General features: G+C 66.7%; 14 protein-coding genes. 7 read left to right on the forward strand and 7 right to left on the reverse strand.

Going from position 1 to position 19,244, the window contains the following annotated elements; translation table 11 throughout:
• Positions 1-129: 129 nt before the first annotated feature.
• Positions 130-963: a glucose 1-dehydrogenase gene (locus tag ACQR03_RS15770; RefSeq protein ID WP_315713946.1), complete on the reverse strand. Its 834-nt coding sequence runs from the start codon at positions 961-963 to the stop codon at positions 130-132.
• A 128-nt stretch (positions 964-1,091) separates the two neighbouring features.
• On the opposite strand from ACQR03_RS15770, the gene xylB reads away from it, so the two are divergent.
• The 5 genes from xylB to ACQR03_RS15795 all read left to right on the forward strand — a co-directional run bounded on the left by xylB (position 1,092) and on the right by ACQR03_RS15795 (position 7,064).
• A complete protein-coding gene (gene xylB, locus ACQR03_RS15775; protein WP_315752631.1) occupies positions 1,092-2,537 on the forward strand; it encodes a xylulokinase in 1,446 nt (481 codons plus the stop codon).
• Between the two features lie 148 nt (positions 2,538-2,685).
• Positions 2,686-4,209 (forward strand): sugar ABC transporter ATP-binding protein, encoded by a 1,524-nt coding sequence (locus ACQR03_RS15780; protein ID WP_315713944.1) that lies wholly within the window; start codon positions 2,686-2,688, stop codon positions 4,207-4,209.
• Positions 4,202-5,242, forward strand: coding sequence for an ABC transporter permease subunit (locus ACQR03_RS15785; protein ID WP_315713943.1), 1,041 nt, complete (start codon positions 4,202-4,204; stop codon positions 5,240-5,242). Before ACQR03_RS15780 ends, ACQR03_RS15785 begins: the two co-directional genes overlap by 8 nt.
• 100 nt (positions 5,243-5,342) lie before the next feature.
• Entirely contained in the window at positions 5,343-6,290 is a 948-nt protein-coding gene (locus ACQR03_RS15790) for an ABC transporter substrate-binding protein (RefSeq protein ID WP_315713942.1), read from the forward strand.
• Between the two features lie 435 nt (positions 6,291-6,725).
• Positions 6,726-7,064 (forward strand): Rieske 2Fe-2S domain-containing protein, encoded by a 339-nt coding sequence (locus ACQR03_RS15795; protein WP_315713941.1) that lies wholly within the window; start codon positions 6,726-6,728, stop codon positions 7,062-7,064.
• Positions 7,065-7,132: 68 nt separating this feature from the next.
• On the opposite strand, the gene ACQR03_RS15800 is transcribed toward ACQR03_RS15795, so the two are convergent.
• The 4 genes from ACQR03_RS15800 to ACQR03_RS15815 form a co-directional block, all read right to left on the reverse strand.
• The gene (locus ACQR03_RS15800; protein WP_315713940.1) at positions 7,133-8,443 is read right to left on the reverse strand and encodes a methyl-accepting chemotaxis protein; all 1,311 of its coding nucleotides are present in this window, start codon (positions 8,441-8,443) and stop codon (positions 7,133-7,135) included.
• On the reverse strand, positions 8,421-8,942 hold the full coding sequence (locus ACQR03_RS15805; protein ID WP_315752630.1) for a PAS domain-containing protein: 522 nt from the start codon (positions 8,940-8,942) through the stop codon (positions 8,421-8,423). Before ACQR03_RS15805 ends, ACQR03_RS15800 begins: the two co-directional genes overlap by 23 nt.
• Positions 8,943-9,386: 444 nt before the next feature.
• On the reverse strand, positions 9,387-10,904 hold the full coding sequence (gene adh, locus ACQR03_RS15810) for an aldehyde dehydrogenase (RefSeq protein ID WP_315713938.1): 1,518 nt from the start codon (positions 10,902-10,904) through the stop codon (positions 9,387-9,389).
• A 147-nt stretch (positions 10,905-11,051) separates the two neighbouring features.
• The gene (locus ACQR03_RS15815) at positions 11,052-12,053 is read right to left on the reverse strand and encodes a helix-turn-helix domain-containing protein (RefSeq protein WP_434841704.1); all 1,002 of its coding nucleotides are present in this window, start codon (positions 12,051-12,053) and stop codon (positions 11,052-11,054) included.
• Positions 12,054-12,380: 327 nt separating this feature from the next.
• Here ACQR03_RS15815 and ACQR03_RS15820 point away from each other — a divergent pair, with 327 nt between their 5' ends.
• Positions 12,381-14,570 (forward strand): methyl-accepting chemotaxis protein, encoded by a 2,190-nt coding sequence (locus tag ACQR03_RS15820; RefSeq protein WP_434841705.1) that lies wholly within the window; start codon positions 12,381-12,383, stop codon positions 14,568-14,570.
• An 85-nt stretch (positions 14,571-14,655) separates the two neighbouring features.
• Here ACQR03_RS15820 and ACQR03_RS15825 read toward each other — a convergent pair whose 3' ends face one another.
• Positions 14,656-16,137, reverse strand: a complete 1,482-nt coding sequence (locus ACQR03_RS15825; protein ID WP_434841706.1) for an outer membrane protein — start codon at positions 16,135-16,137, stop codon at positions 14,656-14,658.
• Between the two features lie 1,108 nt (positions 16,138-17,245).
• A complete protein-coding gene (locus ACQR03_RS15830; RefSeq protein ID WP_434841707.1) occupies positions 17,246-18,226 on the reverse strand; it encodes a catalase family peroxidase in 981 nt (326 codons plus the stop codon).
• A 284-nt stretch (positions 18,227-18,510) separates the two neighbouring features.
• Between ACQR03_RS15830 and ACQR03_RS15835 the strand changes: the two genes are divergently transcribed.
• Positions 18,511-19,038, forward strand: a complete 528-nt coding sequence (locus tag ACQR03_RS15835) for a ParB N-terminal domain-containing protein (RefSeq protein WP_434841708.1) — start codon at positions 18,511-18,513, stop codon at positions 19,036-19,038.
• Positions 19,039-19,244 lie beyond the last annotated feature (206 nt).

Raw genomic sequence — 19,244 nt, forward strand, 5'->3', positions numbered from 1 at the left:
GCTGCACCCGCGAAGGGCTGCCATGCGCCGCGGATGCTTAAGAGATCCTCACTGCGACGATGACAATGCAAGTGGATAGAATGCGAATGATGGTACGCGCACGCGCGCATGAGCGATGCAGGGCCGGGATCAGCTCGCCCAATTGTCTCGGAATTCGCCGAACAGCGTGATGCCGCCGCATGCATAGATCGTCTGTCCGGTGATGTAGCTCGCTTCGGACGAGGCGAGAAAGGCGAACACGCCGGCGATCTCTTCCGGGCTCGCCACCCGCCCCATCGGAATGTGGGACTCGACCGCCGCGCGCTTGGCCGGGTCCCCGGTCCAGGCCGCGTTGATCGGCGTGTCGACGGCGCCCGGCCCGACCGAATTGACGCGGATGCCGCGCCCGGCGAATTCGAGCGCCAGGGTCCGCGTGAGGCCCGCCATCGCGCTCTTACTGATCGAATAAGCGAGATAGCCGGGCTTCGGAATGATCTGGTGCACGCTTGAGGTGTTGATGATGTTGCCGCCGCCGCGCGTGACGAAATGCGCCAGCGCGTGACGCGCGCAGAGCACGGCACCGTTGAGGTTGACCTCGAGGATCTTGCGATACGTGTCGACGTCGAGCGCCTCGCTGGGCGATTCCCGCTGAAAGCCGGCATTGTTGACCAGGCAGTCGAGCCGGGGCCAGCGCTTCAGCACCGTCTCGAACATCTCGGCGATCTCGGCCTCGACGCCGATGTCGGCCTTCACGGCAACGTGATCACGCGAGCCGTGACCATGCGCGGCAGAGGCGGCCTGCACCAGCGCCAGGGTTTCGTCGCCGGACGGCGACGGGCCGCCGAAATTGATCGCGACATGCGCACCCTCCTCGGCAAACCGCACCGCGATCGCGCGGCCGATGCCTTGCGTTGCGCCCGTCACCAGCGCGTAGTGTCCGACGAGACGCGACGCCCGTTCGGCTGGTTGGTCAGATGGCTCCATGTCTCGACTCCGTGAAAATGATCTCGCCTCAGCACGCTGCGATGACTCGCGTTCGGATGACAAGGCTATCAGGAGTCTGGTATCGCTCCACTCCGTATCCGTCGTTGCGCACGCAGGCGTGAGACGTCATGTATCTCGGCATCGATCTTGGAACATCCGCGGTCAAGACGATCATCGTCGATGACACGCAGCGCGTCGTTGCGAGCCGCAGCCACGCCTTGACGATGGACGTGCCGCGACCGGGCCGGGCCGAGCAGGACCCCGCCGCATGGATCGGCGCGGTATTCGCCACGCTCGATGCGCTGAAGGCGGATCATCCCGGCGCGTTGGCGGCGGTGGACGCCATCGGCCTGTCGGGCCAGATGCATGGCCCGGTGCTGCTCGATGCCGCGATGAATCCGTTGCGGCCCTGCATTCTCTGGAACGACGGCCGGTCGGAGCGCGAATGCGCTGCGCTGGAGCAGCGCTGGTCCGCCTTGCGCACGATCACCGGCAACAAGGCGATGCCCGGCTTCGCCGCGCCGAAGCTGATGTGGATCGCGGCGCACGAGCCCGAGATCTTCGCGGCCACGCGGCTGGTTCTGCTGCCGAAGGCCTATGTCCGGCTGGTGCTGACGGGCGATGCGATCGAGGACATGTCCGATGCGTCCGGCTCGCTCTGGCTCGATGTCACCAGGCGCGACTGGTGCGACGAGGGCCTCGCCGCCACCGGCCTCACCCGTGCGCAGATGCCGCGCCTCGTCGAAGGCTGCGCGCCGGCAGGCCGGCTGCGCAGTAACCTCGCGGAACGCTGGGGCATGACGAAGCGCCCAACCATCGCGGGAGGCGCCGGCGACAACCCGGCCGGCGCCATCGGCATCGGCGCGATCCGGCCGGGCGCCACGTTCATCACGCTCGGCACGTCCGGCGCCGTGATCTCGCCGGTCGACGCCGTCACGGCCAATCCCGAGCGCGTCGTTCACACCTTCTGTCATGCCATCCCGGCGATGTGGCTGCAGGCTGGCGCGATGCTGTCGGCGGCCTCATGCCTCGCCTGGGTCGCGCGGCTGCTCGGCGCGAGCGAGACCGAGCTGCTCGCCCCGCTGGGCGCGGGGCCCGCCGCGCCGTCGCCGGTCAGCTTCCTGCCCTATCTCGCGGGCGAGCGCACGCCGCATGACGATCCCCATGTCCGCGGCCTGCTCGACGGCCTGAGCCACGCCACCGACCGCAACGCCATCGTCCAGGCAGTGCTCGAGGGCGTTGCCTTCGCACTGGCCGACTGCCGCGACGCGCTGACGGAAACCGGGCTCGTCATTGCCGAAGCGGATGCGATCGGCGGCGGATCGCGCTCGGACCTTTGGCTGGCGATCCTGGCGAATGTGCTCGGCATTCCCGTTCATCGGCTGGCCGAGGGCGAGACCGGCGCCGCCTTCGGCGCGGCGCGGCTGGCACGTCTTGCCGTCACCGGTGAGGACATCGGCGCGGTCTGCACGCCGCCGGCGCGCGTGCGGACCTTCGCTCCGGACGTCGCGCTGTCGGCAGCCTATGCCGAGCGGCGGCCGCGCTGGCGACAGCTCTATCGTCGGCCGAGCTAACCGGATCTCCGAAAGGCATTCGTCGCGGCGACGTGTTGCGGCGGCGTCTCTTTCATATTGTATTCGGCAACAGCCTCTAGTTTAATGGCTTCCCGCGCCAGCGATCAACGAGCCGCGGACGACGAGACGACGTGCATTGGGAGGCACGATGAGCGGTCCGATCCTCGAGATGCGCGGGGTGTCGAAGTCATTCTTCACCATCAAGGCCCTGCACAAGGTCGACCTCACCGTCTACGCCGGCGAAGTCCATGCGCTGATGGGCGAGAACGGTGCCGGCAAATCCACGCTGATGAAGATTCTCTCCGGCGCCTATCGCCCGGATCCCGGCGGTGAGATCCGCATCGAGGGCCGGCCGGTGCGCATCGAAGGGCCGATGGGCGGCCGCAACGCCGGCATTTCGATCATCTACCAAGAGTTGTCGCTGGCGCCGAACCTGACGGTCGCCGAAAACATCTATCTCGGCCGCGAGCTGTCGCAGAGCGGCCTGCTCGCGCGCAGCACGATGCGCGAGGGCGTCGGACCGATCCTGGACCGGCTCGGCGCCGATTTCACGGCCTCCACCTTGGTGGCCGAGTTGTCGATGGGCCAGCGCCAGCTGGTGGAGATTGCCCGCGCGCTGCATGCACGATCCAAGATCCTGATCATGGACGAGCCGACCACCTCGCTGTCGGCCGGCGAGAGCGAGAAGCTGTTCGCGCTGATCCGCCAGCTCCGCGCCGAAGGGCTCGCCATCATCTACATCTCGCATCGCATGGACGAGGTCTATGCGCTCGGCGACCGCGTCACCGTGCTGCGCGACGGCCGGCTGGTCGGCTCGCTCGACAAGCCGGAGATCCGCGCCGACAGCATCGTCCGCATGATGGTCGGTCGCGACGTGTCGTCGTTCTACAAGAAGGACCACGACCCGCACGCCAAGCGTGATCGCGCGGTGCTCAGCGCCGTCGACCTCGGCGACGGCCATCGCGTCAAGAATTGCTCGTTGACCGTTCATGCCGGCGAGGTGGTCGGCCTCGCCGGGCTGATCGGCGCCGGACGCACCGAGCTCGCGCATCTCATCATCGGAGCCGCGCCGAAGACGACCGGACACATCGAGCTCGACGGTGAGAAAGTCAGCATCGACACGCCGCGCGATGCGCTCGATGCCGGCATCGCCTATCTGACCGAGGACAGGAAGGCGCTCGGGCTGTTCCTCGACATGTCCTGCGCCGACAACATCAACCTCGCCGTGATCGGACGGGACGCGAAGCCCGGCGGCATTCTCGACCGCGACAAGGCGCGCGCACGCGCCGACGAGGCGTTCAGCGCGCTCGGCATCCGCGCTCCCAATCCTGGCGTCACCGTCGGCGGCCTGTCGGGCGGCAATCAGCAGAAGGTGCTGCTGTCCCGCCTGCTTGCGACCGCGCCGAAGGTCCTGATCCTGGACGAGCCGACCCGCGGCGTCGATGTCGGCGCCAAGTCCGAGATCTATTCGATCATCGACAATCTCGCCAAGTCCGGCACCGCGATCCTGGTGATCTCGTCCGATCTGCCGGAGATTCTCGGCATCTGCGACCGCGTGCTGGTGATGCGCGAAGGGCATCTGGCCGGCGAGTTGCAGCAGAGCGCGACATCCCCCATCACCCAGGAAGACATCATGGCGCTGGCCACCGGGACGGAGCACGTCGATGCCTGACAACAGTTCGTCGCAAGCCAAGACCGCGCCTTCATCCGGCCTGCCGTCCGCATCGGACAACAAGCAGCAGCGGCTACGGCTGATGATCCGCGCCGCCGGCATGCTGCCGGTGCTGCTGATCCTCTGCGTCGGCTTCCACATGCTGTCCGACGGACGCTTCTTCTCAGGACAGAATCTCGGCATCGTGCTGCAGCAGGCCGCCGTGAATACCGTGCTCGCCGCCGGCATGACCTTCGTCATCCTGACCGGCGGCATCGATTTGTCGGTCGGCTCGATCCTCGCCGCGGCTGCCATGGCCGGCCTGACACTGTCGAAGATGCCCGATCTCGGCGCACTGTGGCTGCCGGCCGCGGTGCTGACGGGCCTTGCCTTCGGCGTCGTCAATGGCGCGTTGATCGCGCTATTGCGGCTGCCGCCGTTCATCGTGACACTCGGGTCGCTCACGGCGGTGCGCGGTCTCGCCCGCCTGATGGGTGGCGACACCACCGTGTTCAACCCATCGATTCCCTACGCCTTCATCGGCAACGCCTCGCTGACGATCATTCCCGGCGTCGTCTCGATCCCCTGGCTGTCGGTGATCGCGCTGCTGGTGATCCTGGGCTCCTGGCTGATCCTGCGCCGGACCGTGCTCGGCGTGCACATCTATGCCGTCGGCGGCAATGAGAGCGCCGCGCGACTCGCCGGCATCAAGGTCTGGGCGGTGCTGATCTTCGTCTACGGCATGTCCGGCCTGCTCGCCGGCCTCGGCGGCGGCATGCAGGCGGCGCGGCTCTATGCGGCGAACGGTCTGCAGCTCGGCCAGTCCTACGAGCTCGACGCGATCACCGCCGTCATTCTCGGCGGCACGTCGTTCGTCGGCGGCATCGGCTCGATCTGGGGCACGCTGGTCGGCGCGCTCATCATCGCGGTGTTGTCGAACGGGCTCATCTTGGTCGGCGTGTCCGACATCTGGCAATACGTCATCAAGGGCCTCGTGATCATCGGCGCCGTCGCGCTCGACCGCTACCGGCTGCAGGGCTCGGCCCGCACCTGAGACAACATGGCGGGCGCCACCGGGGCCCGCCACAACGCATTCTTCCACGGCCACTGGTCCGCCGTGCGTAGACGAACAGGAAGGACCAGGGAGGAAACACATGGTCAAGTCGATGTTATCAGCCGGTGCCGCGCTGGCGCTCGTGATGAGCTCCGCGCCGTCATCGGCCAAGGAGCTGAAATCGATCGGCGTGTCGCTGGGCTCACTCGGCAACCCGTTCTTCGTCGCGTTGTCGAAGGGCGCCGAGTTCGAGGCCAAGAAGACCAATCCCAACGTCAAGATCACCGCGGTCGGCTTCGAATATGATCTCGGCAAGCAGGTCACCCAGATCGACAATTTCATCGCCGCCGGCGTCGACATGATCCTGCTCAACCCGGGAGATCCCAAGGCGATCGGCCCGGCGATCAAGAAGGCGCAGGCGGCCGGCATCCTCGTCGTTGCGGTCGACACCGCCGCCGAGGGCGCCGATGCCACCGTGACGACCAACAACGTGCAGGCCGGCGAGATCTCGTGCCAGTACATCGTCGACAAACTCGGCGGCAAGGGTGACGTGATCATCGAGAACGGGCCGCAGGTGTCGGCGGTGATCGACCGCGTCAACGGCTGCAAGAGCGTGTTCGCCAAGGCCCCCGGCATCAAGGTTCTCTCCAGCGACCAGGACGGCAAGGGCTCGCGAGAGGGCGGCCTCACGGTGACGCAGGGCTATCTCACCCGCTTCCCGAAGATCGACGCCATCTTTGCCATCAACGATCCGCAGGCGATCGGCACCGATCTCGCTGCGCGTCAGCAGCAGCGCACCGGCATCATCATCACCGCGGTCGACGGCGCCCCCGACATCGAGGCGGCGCTGAAGGATCCGGCCTCGCAGCAGATCCAAGCCTCGGCCTCGCAGGATCCGTTCTTCATGGCCCGCCGCGCCGTGCAGATCGGCGTCGGCCTGCTCAATGGCCAGAAGCCGGCCTCGACGGTCGAGCTGCTGCCCTCCAAGCTGATCACGCGCGACAATGTCGGCGAGTACAAGGGTTGGACCTCGGAGCGGAAGGAATAGAGTTCGATCGTCGACCCGCATCTGATTGAAAGCATCGAGAAGCGCCGCCCTCTCTGGGGCGGCGTTGTGCTTGGAACCACATTCTGTCTCGTCGGCGTGCCCTCAACGACCGATCGCCGCGGACTCGCGCGTCGATGGCAGATGTGGCAATCAACGTTCTCGACGGCGGAATTCAACCTGCGCTGGTGGCATTGGAGCTGGCGGTTCCTCCCGGGGATGGCTGCCAAGCTCGACGATCTCGGCCGCGGCCTGGTGCGGGCGCAGGGCCTGTTCCATTCCACAGCAGGAATTCCTCGCCGCGCTCGGCCGCGCATAGGACCGCGCTCAATCAGCGCCCTGTCGCGTTTGCGACAAGACTCCCCTGTTTGTCCCCGCTTTCCGCTGGTCCGGAACTTGCGTGGGCCTGCCTGACGGCATCAATCAGCAGGCGATCCGATGGCTTTCACCGCAGTCTGTCCGACAAGCGCCATGACCGAAGGCGGCATGGGCCTGTACCAGGTCGGCAAGAAGAGCGTGCTGCTGCTCTGGCCCCGTGGCGGCGAGCTGAAGGCCTATCGCGGCCGCTGCCCGCATGCCGACGTGCCGCTGGCGGAAGCGACCTTCGACGGCCGGACGATCACCTGCCCGCACCATCAATGGGGCTTCGACGCCACCCATGGCAAGTGCGTCACCCATCTCGTCCGCAATGCGCTGCACGCCTACCCGCTGCAGGTCGAGGGCGATGAGATCCAGGTGGATGTCGGGCCGGTGAAGCCGGCGCGCGCCGCGAGCTGATCGGGCCCAGGCCGGCCGCGGGGCGCTCGACGGTCGCGCGGCAGACACCTGCCCGCACGCCGCCGCAGCTATCCCGTTGCCATCAGCCGCTTCATGAACTGGTCGACCTCGCGACGCAGCGTCTCGACCTCACCATGGACCCGCTCGGAGGCATTGTTGACCCGCGCCGCGATCCGGCCGGTGTCGGCGGCAGCGCTGCTGATCGCGCCGACATTGGACGCGACCCGTGCCGTGCCGGACGAGGCTTCCTGAACGTTGTGCGCGATGTCTCGCGTCGCCGCCGCCTGCTGGTCGACCGCGGCCGAAATGGCGGAAGCGATCTCGTCGATCTCGGCGATCGTTCGCGCGATCGCCTCGACCGACGCGACCGACGTGGAGGTCGAGTGCTGCATCTCGTTGACCTTGGCGCTGATCTCTTCGGTCGCCTTGGCGGTCTGATCGGCAAGACTCTTGACCTCGGCCGCAACGACGGAAAAACCACGCCCGGCGTCGCCGGCCCGCGCCGCTTCGATCGACGCATTCAGCGCCAGGAGATTGGTCTGTTCAGCGATCTCGCTGATCAGCTTGACCACGTCGCCGATCCGGACCGCGGCATCGGCAAGTTCGCGGATCTCCCCGCCGGCACGATTGGCCTCGCTGACCGCACGCCCGGCACTTTCGGTGGAGCGTGAAACCTGCCGGCCAATTTCGGCGATCGAGGACGCGAGCTGATCGGCCGCGCCCGCCGCCGTCTGAACATTGGACGACGCGCGCCCCGAGGCGGCGATCACATCCTCGGTCTGGCGGCTGGTTTCCGTCGCGGCCGTCGCGACGTGGCCGGCATCGGACTCGAGATCCTCCGCCGCACCGACGAGGCTGACGACGATCTGATCGAGTTGGGTGCCGAACTGCCGGGCCAGACCCGCAATGTCGACCACCCGGCGGCCCAGGCTGTCGGTGCCCTGGTTGATGATCGCCGCGGACCGGCGGAATGCGCCAGGCAGGCCTCGCGCCATGATCTTGCGGAAATGCTTGCCGCGGCTGGCATAGTCCATCGAGGCCGACGCTTCGCGCACGAAGGCGTCGGTGATGTCGAGCATGTCGTTGATCGATTTCTGCAACAAACCGATGTCGCCGTGCTGGCGCCGGCTCAGCACCCGCGGCTCAAGGTTGCCTTTGGCCGCGCTGTGACACACCATGGCCGCCTCCGCGACCACGGCGGCCGCCAAGCGCAGCTGCCACAGGGCAAGGCCGAGCAGCAGCGCGACCGCGATGAGCAGCGCTCCGCCTGCCGCGGGCGGGGTCGCGCCGGCGACGACGAGCCAGGCCAGCGCGCCAAGCGCCAGCAGCGCAGCGGCCGCGATCGCGATCTGCGCCTTAGAGAGAGAGCACGAACTCATCATATTCAACGCCTTGTTGTTTGATCACCGCGACCATCATGTCAAAGCTTGCGCGCAGGCCGTCCTTGGCATTGGCGTGGCGCGCCTCTTCGTCGCACAGCGCCTTGTAGATGGACTTGAGCCGCTCGATCGGCGCACGCTCGGGTCTGCGGCGGTTGGAATGGTAGCCGATGATATTGCCCTGGTCGTCCAGCGTCGGCGTCACATGGGCGAGCACCCAATAATGGCTGCCGTCCTTGGCCAGGTTGACGACATAGGCGAAGATCTCGCGCTTGGCCTCCAGCGTGTCCCACAGCAGCTTGAAGACGCAGCGCGGCATCTCGGGATGGCGGATCAGGCTGTGAGGCGCTCCCAGGAGCTCGTCATAGCTATACCTGGCCATGCGAACGAAGACGTCGTTGGCGTAGGTGATGCGTCCCTTGCGGTCGGTCTTCGAGACGATCAGGTCTTCTTCGCCGAGCATGTGCTCGATTCCCGTCGGCTTCACAACGTGGGCCATGGCTGGTCCTCCTTGCGGTCATCACGATGCGGGGCGGACAGACGGGATGTCCCGGCCTTCACGGACGGTCCGGTCGACGCGCTGGCGGAACCGGCGTCGTCCGGCATGCGGCCGGGTGTCGCCGAGACCCCCATCGACCGGCTTTCGTCGGCTCAGGAAAAAGGCTGTCCGCCTCACCGGCCTCAATCTGACGTTAACTGTCAAACATCGCGTTAACCGGGAGGTCCGCCAAACGACAGAGACCGCCCGCGGCAGGGACGGGACGCGCCGGCTCGATGGTCGGCGTTGGGTCTGGACCGCTGGCCGGAGGATCGCATCGGCCGTCGCCTTGTCGGAAGATGTGGCACAAGGACCAGGAGGTGCGTACGTGACGCCACGCAACCTCGTGAGACGCGCACGGGCCGGTCGGGGCGCTCATGCCCGACCGGCCCGGCGCCCCCTGCCTCAGAAGAAGCCGAGCTTCTTCGGGCTGTAGCTGACCAGCATGTTCTTGGTCTGCTGGTAGTGGTCGAGCATCACCTTGTGGGTCTCGCGTCCGACGCCGGACTGCTTGTAACCGCCGAACGCCGCATGCGCCGGATAGGCGTGATAGCAGTTGGTCCAGACGCGCCCCGCCTGGATGTTGCGGCCGAAGCGGTAGCATGTGTTGGCGTCGCGGCTCCACACGCCGGCCCCCAGGCCGTAGAGCGTGTCGTTGGCGATCGCCAGCGCCTCGTCCTCGGTCTTGAAGGTCGTGACCGAGACGACGGGTCCGAAGATCTCCTCCTGGAACACGCGCATCTTGTTGTGTCCCTTGAACACCGTCGGCTTGACGTAATAGCCGCCGGCGAGATCGCCGCCGAGCATGTTGCGCTCGCCGCCGATCAGGAGCTGCGCACCCTCGTTCTTGCCGATGTCGATGTAGGACAGGATCTTGGTGAGCTGCTCCGAGGAGGCCTGCGCGCCGATCATGGTGGCGGGATCGAGCGGGCTGCCCTGCACGATCGCTCCGACGCGCTTGAGCGCACGCTCCATGAAGCGTTCATAGATCGATTCATGGATCAGCGCGCGGCTCGGGCAGGTGCAGACCTCGCCCTGGTTGAGCGCGAACATCACGAAGCCCTCGATCGCCTTGTCGAGGAAGTCGTCGTCCTCGGCGCAGACGTCCTTGAAGAAGATGTTGGGCGACTTGCCGCCGAGCTCGAGGGTAACCGGGATCAGGTTCTGCGACGCGTATTGCATGATCAGCCGCCCCGTCGAGGTCTCGCCGGTGAAGGCGATCTTGGCGATGCGGTTCGACGATGCCAGCGGCTTGCCTGCTTCGAGGCCGAACCCGTTGACGACGTTGAGCACGCCCGGCGGCAGCAGGTCGCCGACGATCTCCATCAGCACGAGGATCGAGGCCGGTGTCTGCTCGGCCGGCTTGAGCACGACGCAGTTGCCGGCGGCGAGCGCGGGCGCGAGCTTCCAGGCCGCCATCAGGATCGGGAAATTCCACGGAATGATCTGGCCGACGACGCCGAGCGGCTCGTGGAAGTGATAGGCGATGGTATCGTGGTCGATCTCGGCGATCGAGCCTTCCTGCGCGCGGATCACGCCGGCGAAATAGCGGAAGTGATCGATGGCGAGCGGGATATCGGCGGCGGTCGTCTCGCGGATCGGCTTGCCATTGTCCCAGGTCTCGGCGAGCGCGAGCTTGTCGAGATTGGCCTCCATGCGGTCGGCGATCCGGTTGAGGACCATCGCGCGCTCGGTGACGCTGGCGCGGGCCCAGCCGTCCTTGGCGGCATGCGCGGCGTCGAGCGCGGCCTCGATGTCAGAGGCATCGGAGCGCGCGATCTGGCACACCGGCTGGCCGGTGATCGGCGAGATGTTGTCGAAATATTTGCCGGCGTTGGGGGCCTTCCAGGCGCCGCCGATGAAATTGTCGTAACGCGCAGCGAACGGCGGCTTGAACGCCGCATTGACGTCAACCTTGGTCATCTGTCTCTCCCATTCACGCCGATGCACACGGCGTTGGAGACAGGCTCGATCAAACCGACGCAACAGACCAGAGGCCGGAGCGAGCGCGTCCGAGGAAGTGTCGCAGTTCTGCGACATCTTGGCTGCGATTCGACAGCCGCGGCGCGTTCACCGCTCGAGCCCGAGCCGCTTCATCTTCCGGTGCAGGGTGGCGCGCGACATGTCGAGCTCCTTCGCCGCCTTCGAGACGTTGCCGCCGGCGCGCGCCAGCGCGCGCTTCAGAACAGCACGCTCGGCGGCGTCGATGTCGTCGCCCTCGGTGGTTGCGTCCTTGATCAGGTCGCCGGCTGGCACCGGGCGCGCCAGCGCGGACGAAGAAAGGTTGAGCGCACGGCGCGCCGCCCGTGTGGCACCGATGACGAGGTCGTTGCGATCGACTGCCAGCAGCGAGTTGATCTCGCGCTCGCTGTCCGGCGTGAGCACGATGCGGGCGTGCGGAAAGGCCTGGCGGAAATTCTCCGCCTCGATCAGGCGCGCGGCATCCGCGACGGTGGTCGCGATCAGCCGGCTGAAGCCTTCGGTCAGATCGGCACGACAGGAGGAGACGTCGAGCGCGGCCTTGAGCTGACCGTGCTCGTCGAAGATCGGCGCCGTGGTGCAGAACAGGCGCGCGTTGCGCGACAGGTAGTGCTGATCTCGGTCGATGGTCAGCGGCCGCTTCTCGACCAGGCAGGTGCCGATGGCGTTGGTGCCCTCGCGCCGCTCGCTCCACACCGCGCCGGTCCACAGGCCCCAGGATTCGAAGGTGGCGTCGTCCCCGCGGGCGCCGCGGCGCTCGAGCACGGTGCCGTCGGCATCGGCGAGCAGCACCGAGCAGCCGACGCCCCCAACCGCCAGGAACAGCCGGTCGAGGCTCGCCTGCGCGATCGCGAGCAGCCGCCCGAGCCGCGCGCGCGCGTCCGCGATTTCGGCGGCCGTCAGGCGAGCCGGCAGCTTCGGCGTGGCGGGATCGAGCGCATGGAGATGGCCGGAGCGGCGCCATGATGCCGCGAGCGCCGAAACCGCCGGCGCGCCTCTGTCGGCTCTGCTGTCAGCGTCAGCCTTCGCATCCCCCTTGGCCAAGGCCTCAAGGACGCGATCCGAATGGGCATTCCCGGGCGAACGCCCCATGTCCCTCCTCCCGGCTCTCCCCGCGTTGGCGCGGCTTGTTGCTAGACTAGCGCAACTACAGCACCGCGGTTTGACCGGCGTCAAGGAACGCCGACCAGGCTGCAATCCTTCGCTCGCCGCCGGGGCCGCGACCGATGCCTCACTTTCCCCGGACGACTACGGAGGTGTCGCAACACTGCGACACTCCCTCGCCTGAACTGGTCCGTGCGCCCTGAAATGGAGCCGGTGCCTTAAAGCACATTAATCCTCAGTCCGGATGGTTCCCGCACGCGCTTCGCACCGACGAACGTCATTGCCGGTGTCGCGAGGCAACCATGAGAGGGAAACATGCGCCTATCCTTTGCGGCAATACGCTCCATCCAGACCAAGATCGCCTTGATCGCCGGCTTCTGCCTGGCGCTCACCTGCGTCATCCTGATCGGCTACGGTCTGTTCTCGACGCAGAGCATGAACCAGTACGTCAACCACGAGGTGATGCAGCTCGTCGATCGCCAGACCAAGGAAAGCCTGATGAACCGGGCCTCCACCGAGGCCAACGTCATCAAGGCCGAGCTGGAGGTCGGGTTCGACGCCGCGCGCACCCTGGCGCAGTCCTTTGCGGTGTTGGCGGACGCCAAGAACGGGACCGCCACGAGCGCCCGCCGCGCGCAGCTCAACGCCGTGCTGCGGCATGTGCTGGAGCTCAATCCCGCCTTCAACGGCACCTACTCGGCCTGGGAGCCCGATGGGCTGGACGGCAACGATGCGGCCTTCAAGGCCAACAAGGAAATGGGCTCCGATCACACCGGCCGCTTCCTCCCCTATTGGACGCGAAGCGCCGGCGGCGCAATCGCCGTGCAGCCGCTGGTCGAATACGACAGCAGCGAGCGCCATCAGAATGGCCTCGTGAAGGGCGCCTGGTACATCAACCCGAGCACCACGGGGAAGGAGAACATCCTCGGACCGCTGCCCTACATCGTCCAGGGCAAGCCGGTGTTCCTGGCCACGATGTCCGTTCCCGTCATGATTGACGGCAAATTCCGCGGTCTCGCCGGCGCCGACTACAATCTCGACTTCGTGCAGAAGCTGGCGGTCAAGATCAACACCTCGCTGTTCGACGGCAAGGGCAAGGTCGTGATCCTCAACGACACCGGCCTCGTCGTCGCCGACAGCGCCGACCAGAACGTCATCGGCAAATCCGCCGCCGAGGCCGACTCGCGCTGGGCCGACAGCGCCGCCATCGTTCGAACCGGCAAGGGCACCGTTCTCGACGAGCCCAACAATCCCAACGTCGACATCTACGCCCCGATCACATTCGGTCTCACCGACACGCCCTGGTCGGTCGTGATCTCCGTCCCGCGCGACGTCGTTCTCGCCTCTGCACGGCAGCTCGACGCCTCGCTCAGCGGCCGCTCGACCAACAACACGCTGTGGCAGCTCGGGGTCGGAACGCTGATCACGGCGCTTGCGATCTTCCTCATCTGGGTGGCGGCACGGGGCATTGCCCGTCCGATCCAGGATTGCGCCGTGTTTGCCAACGGCATCGCCAAAGGCGACTTCAACCAGACCCTCACCATCGAGCAGGCGGACGAGGTCGGAGCCCTCGCCACCTCCCTGAAAGCCATGCAGGGCGACCTGAAGCAGAGCATCGCGCAGCGCGCCGAGGACCAGGCCGCCGCCGACGCCCAGCGCCGCCACGCGATGAGCCAGATGGCGGATCAGTTCGAGGCGTCCGTCGGCGGCATCGTCGAGACCGTGTCGGCTGCCTCGAGCACGCTGGAGACGTCGGCCGGCTCGTTGAGCGCCACCGCGGAGCGGGCGCAGACGCTGGCTACGACGGTCGCCGTGGCATCGGAGCAGGCGTCCACCAACGTGCAGTCGGTGGCGTCGGCGACCGAGGAGATGGCCTCCTCGGTGACCGAGATCAGCCGCCAGGTGCAGCAGTCCGCGCGCATGGCCAACGAGGCCGTCACGCAGGCACGCTCCACCACGGGGCGGGTCGGCGAGCTGTCGAAGGCGGCCGCGCGGATCGGCGACGTCGTCGAGCTCATCAACAGCATCGCCGGCCAGACCAACCTGCTCGCCCTGAACGCCACCATCGAGGCGGCACGGGCGGGCGACGCCGGACGCGGCTTTGCCGTGGTCGCCACCGAGGTCAAGGCGCTTGCCGAGCAGACCGCGAAGGCGACCGGGGACATTGGCCAGCAGATCGCGGGCATCCAGACCGCCACCCAGGAGTCCGTCGGCGCGATCCGCGAGATCAGCGAGACCATCGAACGCCTGTCGGAGATCTCGGCCACCATCGCCGCCGCAGTCGAGCAACAGGGCGCGGCGACGCAGGAGATCTCACGCAACGTCCAGCAGGCGGCCCAGGGCACGCAGCAGGTCTCCTCGAACATCACCGACGTGCAGCGCGGCGCAAGCAGCACCGGGACTGCGTCCTCCGAGGTGCTGTCGGCGGCGAAGCTGCTGTCGCGTGACAGTGGCCGCCTGAGGGACGAGGTCGGCAAGTTCCTGAGCTCGGTCCGCGCGAGCTGAGCGCCGGCCGACCAAGACCGAAAAGGCCGCCTGGATGAACCAGGCGGCCTTTGTCGTGTGGGATGCAATGCGTCTGCTGCTGATCTCAGCGGCCGCCGCGCGACAGCATCTCGAAGCGGTAGTTGACGCCGACCATCGCCGTGTGGAGCTGGGTCTTCTGGCTGACGACGTTCGGCCCTCCGGTGATCGCGGCGGCGCCCGGCAGCGTGCCGGTCACGGTGCCGAAATCGGCGTAATCATATTCGGCGAAGGCCGACCAGTTGCGGGCGAACATCCACTCGACGCCGGCGCCGACCGTCCATCCGCTGCGATTGAACGCCACGCTCGCCGACTGCCCGGTGGCGGTGTTGACGACCGAAACGTTGGTCCGAGTCCACGCCGCACCACCGCGCACGTAGGCCAGGATCTCAGGTGTCACGAGATAGCCGGCACGCACCGTGGCGGTGTAGAGGTTGCTCGTCCGCGTGTTCATCGTCAGCGCCGGCCCGAGCGGGCTCGATGCGTTGATGATGCCGATATCGGCCATGGCCTGGATGCCGACGACGAAGCGGTCCATCTGATAATCGCAGCCGAGCTGCAGGCCGCCGATGACGTCGCTGCCATTGCTCGAGATGGCGGTCGGAATCTGCACGGCAGCGACGGGCAGCGGCGCCACGTTGCCGCCGCCTGCCACCGGCGGCTGGTTCTGCGGCGGCGGGTTGCCATTGTTGCCCTGCGGCGGCGGGTTCGGCTGGCCGCCGCCATTGTTCGGCGGCGGATTCTTCGGCGGCCAGGGCTTGTCCGGATGATACGGCCATCCGCCATGATGGTAGTTGCCGCCCTGCTGCTGCCAATGATCCTTGTCGGGCTGCTTGTCGCCATAGCCGCCCTTGCCGTCATCATTGTCGCGCGGCTTGCCGCCCCAGCCATAGCCGCCATGCTTGTCGTCGTCGCGTTGATCCGGCTTCAGCCAGGCGTAGCTGTCACGCTCGCTCTTCAGCGGCTGCTTCGACCAGCCGAAACCGAGTGGCTTGTCGTATCCGTCGTCCTTCTTCCCACCCCATCCGGAAGCCGGCTTGTCGTGATCGTCCTGCCGATCACGGTGCAGCCAAGCCGATCTGTCGGAGTAGCCGTTTGAATGCAGCTGCGACCAGCCGCTCGACTTGTCATGGTCGTCGTCGTGATGCTTGTCGAACCAGCCGCCACCATATTTGACGTCGTTGTAGTTGTTGTCCTTGTTCTTGGATGGCGCCGACGGCCAGGACGACTTGTTGTCGCCGCCTTTCGATCCAACCTTTGGCCAGTCGTGATCCTTGTCGCCGTACGGCTTGCCGGGCTGCCACCAGCCCTTGTCGCCGCGCTCACAGATCGGGGGCTTTTGCGGCGGCTTATGCGGCGGCTTCCACCCGCCGTTATTCCCGCCGGGGTTGTTCGACGGCGGCGGGTTCGGCGCAGGGTTTGCAACCACAGGCGGCTTGACCACAGGCGGGTTGTTCGCATTGCCGACCGGTTGCTGCACGGGCTGAACGGGCGCGGCGGCAGCATTGGCGACCTGACTCCACGTCTGCTGCTGGCGTGACCAGGCCATCCCGGCATTCGCGCCGGCATGGCAGCCACTCCACCTGTAGGCGAAGACGTCGGGCGGCGGGAGCGGGGGAGGCAGGGCGAGATCAGTCGCCCAGACCGATGTCGTACTTCCTGCGAAAGTAGATAGGCAAAGGCATACGCCAAATACGCGACGCATCGAACTCACAACTCCTGAACACGTGCCGCAACAAACGGCGGCCGCATCAGGAGGGTGAGATTGTGTCGCGAACTGAATTGAAAAATGTCATTCGGAAGGAATGCAGATCGGGCCCCCGACGCGATCGAGATTCGGCTTTGACTGTTGCACGCAAGATGCAGGATTCTGGCGAAAAGAAGCAGCGCGCGACACGATTGCGACAAACGGCGCGATGCGCGATGCCGTCGCGGTTCATGAGTTCATTCGTAGACGAACGTGCGCACCGAACTCGCTGGATGCGCAGCGCGCGGCGCCGCGCTCGACGGCATGCTTCCTGATCGCGCGCACTTCGCGATCGTCGTCCTTCACATCTACTACACGCCTCGATTGCATCACATCGAGCAGGGCGGCACATCGGCTGCACGGTCGCCATCGTCTTCGACGCGCCGACGCTCGGCGGTCCATGCGTGTCGACAACCCCTGCTCTTGGTTTCGCCGTTATCGCGCAGCCTGTGCGACGTCATCGATCGGGAGAGAAAGCGGCGGACGCCGCCGCAATCGCACCGAATGAGGCGTGGCTCCGTCAACGTTGCGGCAACTCATCGGGGGCGCGTGCCGCGAAGCATCCATAATTGCGGCCGGTTGTATCGTGCTCACTCGCCGGGCTCGAAGGCCCCGCAGAGGGCGCCGATCCGATCCTGCACTCCGCAGAGATGCACCCATTTCCGCTCGTTCCGGATTTCGATCAGGATCGAACGAAGCTAGGTCACGGCCGATCGCGACCGGAAATACGGATTTGAGCTCGCCGCCAAATCGTCCGGTCATCAGCACAAGCGCCGCCTGCGGCGCGCAGCATCATGGCGGGGCTCGCCTCGGCCATGACGACAGACTGAGGCCCGTCGGGCGGATCAGCGCAGCGTGATCCGCCGCACCGCGCGGTGCGCACGGCACATGGCGTGTCATGCCACCATCATCACGGATTGCGCCGGGAGAACGAGATGGCATAGGCGCCGTTGCGGATGTCGATCATCGGATCGTCGGAGGCCTCGATGCCGTCGGTGAGCTGGCCCGGCAGGAACAGCAGCTTCTTCTGCGCGGCGTCACTGTCTTCGACCGCCTTGTCGATCGTCAGCACGCCGAGCTCGACCAGCTTGCGATCGTCAGGCCACGGCTTTGCCGGATCCTTGGTGTCGTCGCCGGCCGCGGCGAGCTGCGCCTTGAAGCGGAACGTCACCGGCCCCTGCTTCAGCCGCGCCGGCAGCTCGGCCATCAGGAAGTCCGGCGCGCGTTTCGCCGCGTCCTCCTGGTCGATATGCACGACCTTCTCCGGCAGCATCTGCCAGCGCACCGCCTGCTTCTCGCCGGCCTTGTTGACGAGGACGAAGGCGTTGACGCCGAAATAGGCCTCGTCGGCAAGACTGTCCGGCGTCGCGATGGTGCCGAGCGCCGCCGGCACCGAGGGATGGCTGGCGACGAACTGCTCGAGCCTGGTCGGCTTGGCCGCGTTCGGTCCAGAGTCCGCGATCGCCAGGAACAGATCGCGCAGCTCCGCACCGGTCGAGACGGGGAAGAATTTCAGCGAGTTGATCACGAGGTCCATGTCGCTGCCGTCGGCGAGATGAAACTTCACCGCCATGCCGTGCGGATTGGCGTCGCCGGATCCGTCCGGCAGGTTCGGCACGCCGGTGGAGTCCGAGAACCGCACCGTCACCGGAATCTCGCCGCCGCTGAACAGCGACGCCTTGCTCAAGGTCGCCGCCTCGGTCGACGGCTTGAACTTGCCCTCGACCACGACGCCCTTGGCGTGATTGGCGCGAAAGCCGGCGTGCACGCCGAACACCTTGTTCATCGCATTGACGAGTTGCTCCTCGACCGGCGGTTCCTGCGCGAGGGCAGCGGCGGGCAACGCGAGAGCAATCCCGGCCAGCGCGGCAACGAGTGTGCGTATCGTCATGAGCGGCGTCCTCCTGTATGAGCGATGCAGGATAGCAGCATGAATTGACGCGTGAGCGATTTTCGAGCGCGGCCGATTGGGCGCCCATCACAGCGGCATGATCCACCTTGCGGTCTGACAGGAGCCATCACGCCCCATCACCGCTCCTTGCGGCGAGATGGCGAATGTCTCTATTGTAGCCACACGTGCCCGGTCTGCCTCCCTCCGCCCTGCGGTGCGGATCCGGGGATCGTGCCCCCTCCGACCCTGACGCCGGACGGCGCGCCCACGACGGAGTTTCGACTGTGTCCGCACCGGAAAGCTTCCCCATCGACAAGATCCACATCCCCGACAAGAAGCGCAAGGCGCTGAAGCAGGACGCGGTCGACGCGCTGGCCGAAAGCATTTTGGAGGTCGGCCAGCGCGAGCCGATCCTCGTCCGCCGCGACAAGGACCATTTTGTCCTGGTCGAAGGTCTGCACCGCCTCGAAGCCTGCAAGGCCCTCGGCGAAGGCGCCATCATGGGTCTGCTGATCTCCGCCGAGGAAGCCCGCCAGCGCGAGCTGCCACCGCCGCCCGTCGATCCGGAGCGCGAGAAGATGGAGCGGCTGCGCAAGCTGCGGCTGGAGAAGGAGGAAGCGGAGAAGCTCACAACGGCGCCGAGGGGCGTCTCTGGCGCCCATGCCGCGACGCGCCCGCGCGCGCCGACGGAGACGACGAACCGGAGCAACAGGCCTGCCACAGCGAAACCATCGCGCCCCGGACAAGGATCGTCGCCCCGGACCTTGTCGGATTGGATCAAGCAACAAGAGCGCAGCGGCGGGCGATACTGACGGTTTCAACGCGCGAGTTCTTCCCCGGCCACGGTCTGATTGAGCGGCAGTCCGTCTGGCGGGTCAGCGCAGCGTGATCTGCCCGGCGGCCTCTCCGATGCGCCTTGCGCAGCGGGATCACGGCAGGCTGCATGCAGATCGGACCGGCCTGGTTCTGCCCGTAGGCGCCGCGAGTCCGTCCCGCATGTTGCTCCGCGGAGGACGGT

The sequence above is a fragment of the Bradyrhizobium sp. HKCCYLS3070 genome, from assembly GCF_051167575.1.
Lineage (GTDB): Bacteria > Pseudomonadota > Alphaproteobacteria > Rhizobiales > Xanthobacteraceae > Bradyrhizobium.

Excerpts from the sequence above, each read along its gene's own strand:
- ACQR03_RS15770 (WP_315713946.1), bottom strand. The coding sequence starts at position 963 with ATGGAGCCATCTGACCAACCAGCCGAACGGGCGTCGCGTCTCGTCGGA.
- xylB (WP_315752631.1), top strand. The coding sequence starts at position 1,092 with ATGTATCTCGGCATCGATCTTGGAACATCCGCGGTCAAGACGATCATC.
- ACQR03_RS15780 (WP_315713944.1), top strand. The coding sequence starts at position 2,686 with ATGAGCGGTCCGATCCTCGAGATGCGCGGGGTGTCGAAGTCATTCTTC.
- ACQR03_RS15785 (WP_315713943.1), top strand. The coding sequence starts at position 4,202 with ATGCCTGACAACAGTTCGTCGCAAGCCAAGACCGCGCCTTCATCCGGC.
- ACQR03_RS15790 (WP_315713942.1), top strand. The coding sequence starts at position 5,343 with ATGGTCAAGTCGATGTTATCAGCCGGTGCCGCGCTGGCGCTCGTGATG.
- ACQR03_RS15795 (WP_315713941.1), top strand. The coding sequence starts at position 6,726 with ATGGCTTTCACCGCAGTCTGTCCGACAAGCGCCATGACCGAAGGCGGC.
- ACQR03_RS15800 (WP_315713940.1), bottom strand. The coding sequence starts at position 8,443 with ATGAGTTCGTGCTCTCTCTCTAAGGCGCAGATCGCGATCGCGGCCGCT.
- ACQR03_RS15805 (WP_315752630.1), bottom strand. The coding sequence starts at position 8,942 with ATGGCCCACGTTGTGAAGCCGACGGGAATCGAGCACATGCTCGGCGAA.
- adh (WP_315713938.1), bottom strand. The coding sequence starts at position 10,904 with ATGACCAAGGTTGACGTCAATGCGGCGTTCAAGCCGCCGTTCGCTGCG.
- ACQR03_RS15815 (WP_434841704.1), bottom strand. The coding sequence starts at position 12,053 with ATGGGGCGTTCGCCCGGGAATGCCCATTCGGATCGCGTCCTTGAGGCC.
- ACQR03_RS15820 (WP_434841705.1), top strand. The coding sequence starts at position 12,381 with ATGCGCCTATCCTTTGCGGCAATACGCTCCATCCAGACCAAGATCGCC.
- ACQR03_RS15825 (WP_434841706.1), bottom strand. The coding sequence starts at position 16,137 with ATGGCCTGGTCACGCCAGCAGCAGACGTGGAGTCAGGTCGCCAATGCT.
- ACQR03_RS15830 (WP_434841707.1), bottom strand. The coding sequence starts at position 18,226 with ATGACGATACGCACACTCGTTGCCGCGCTGGCCGGGATTGCTCTCGCG.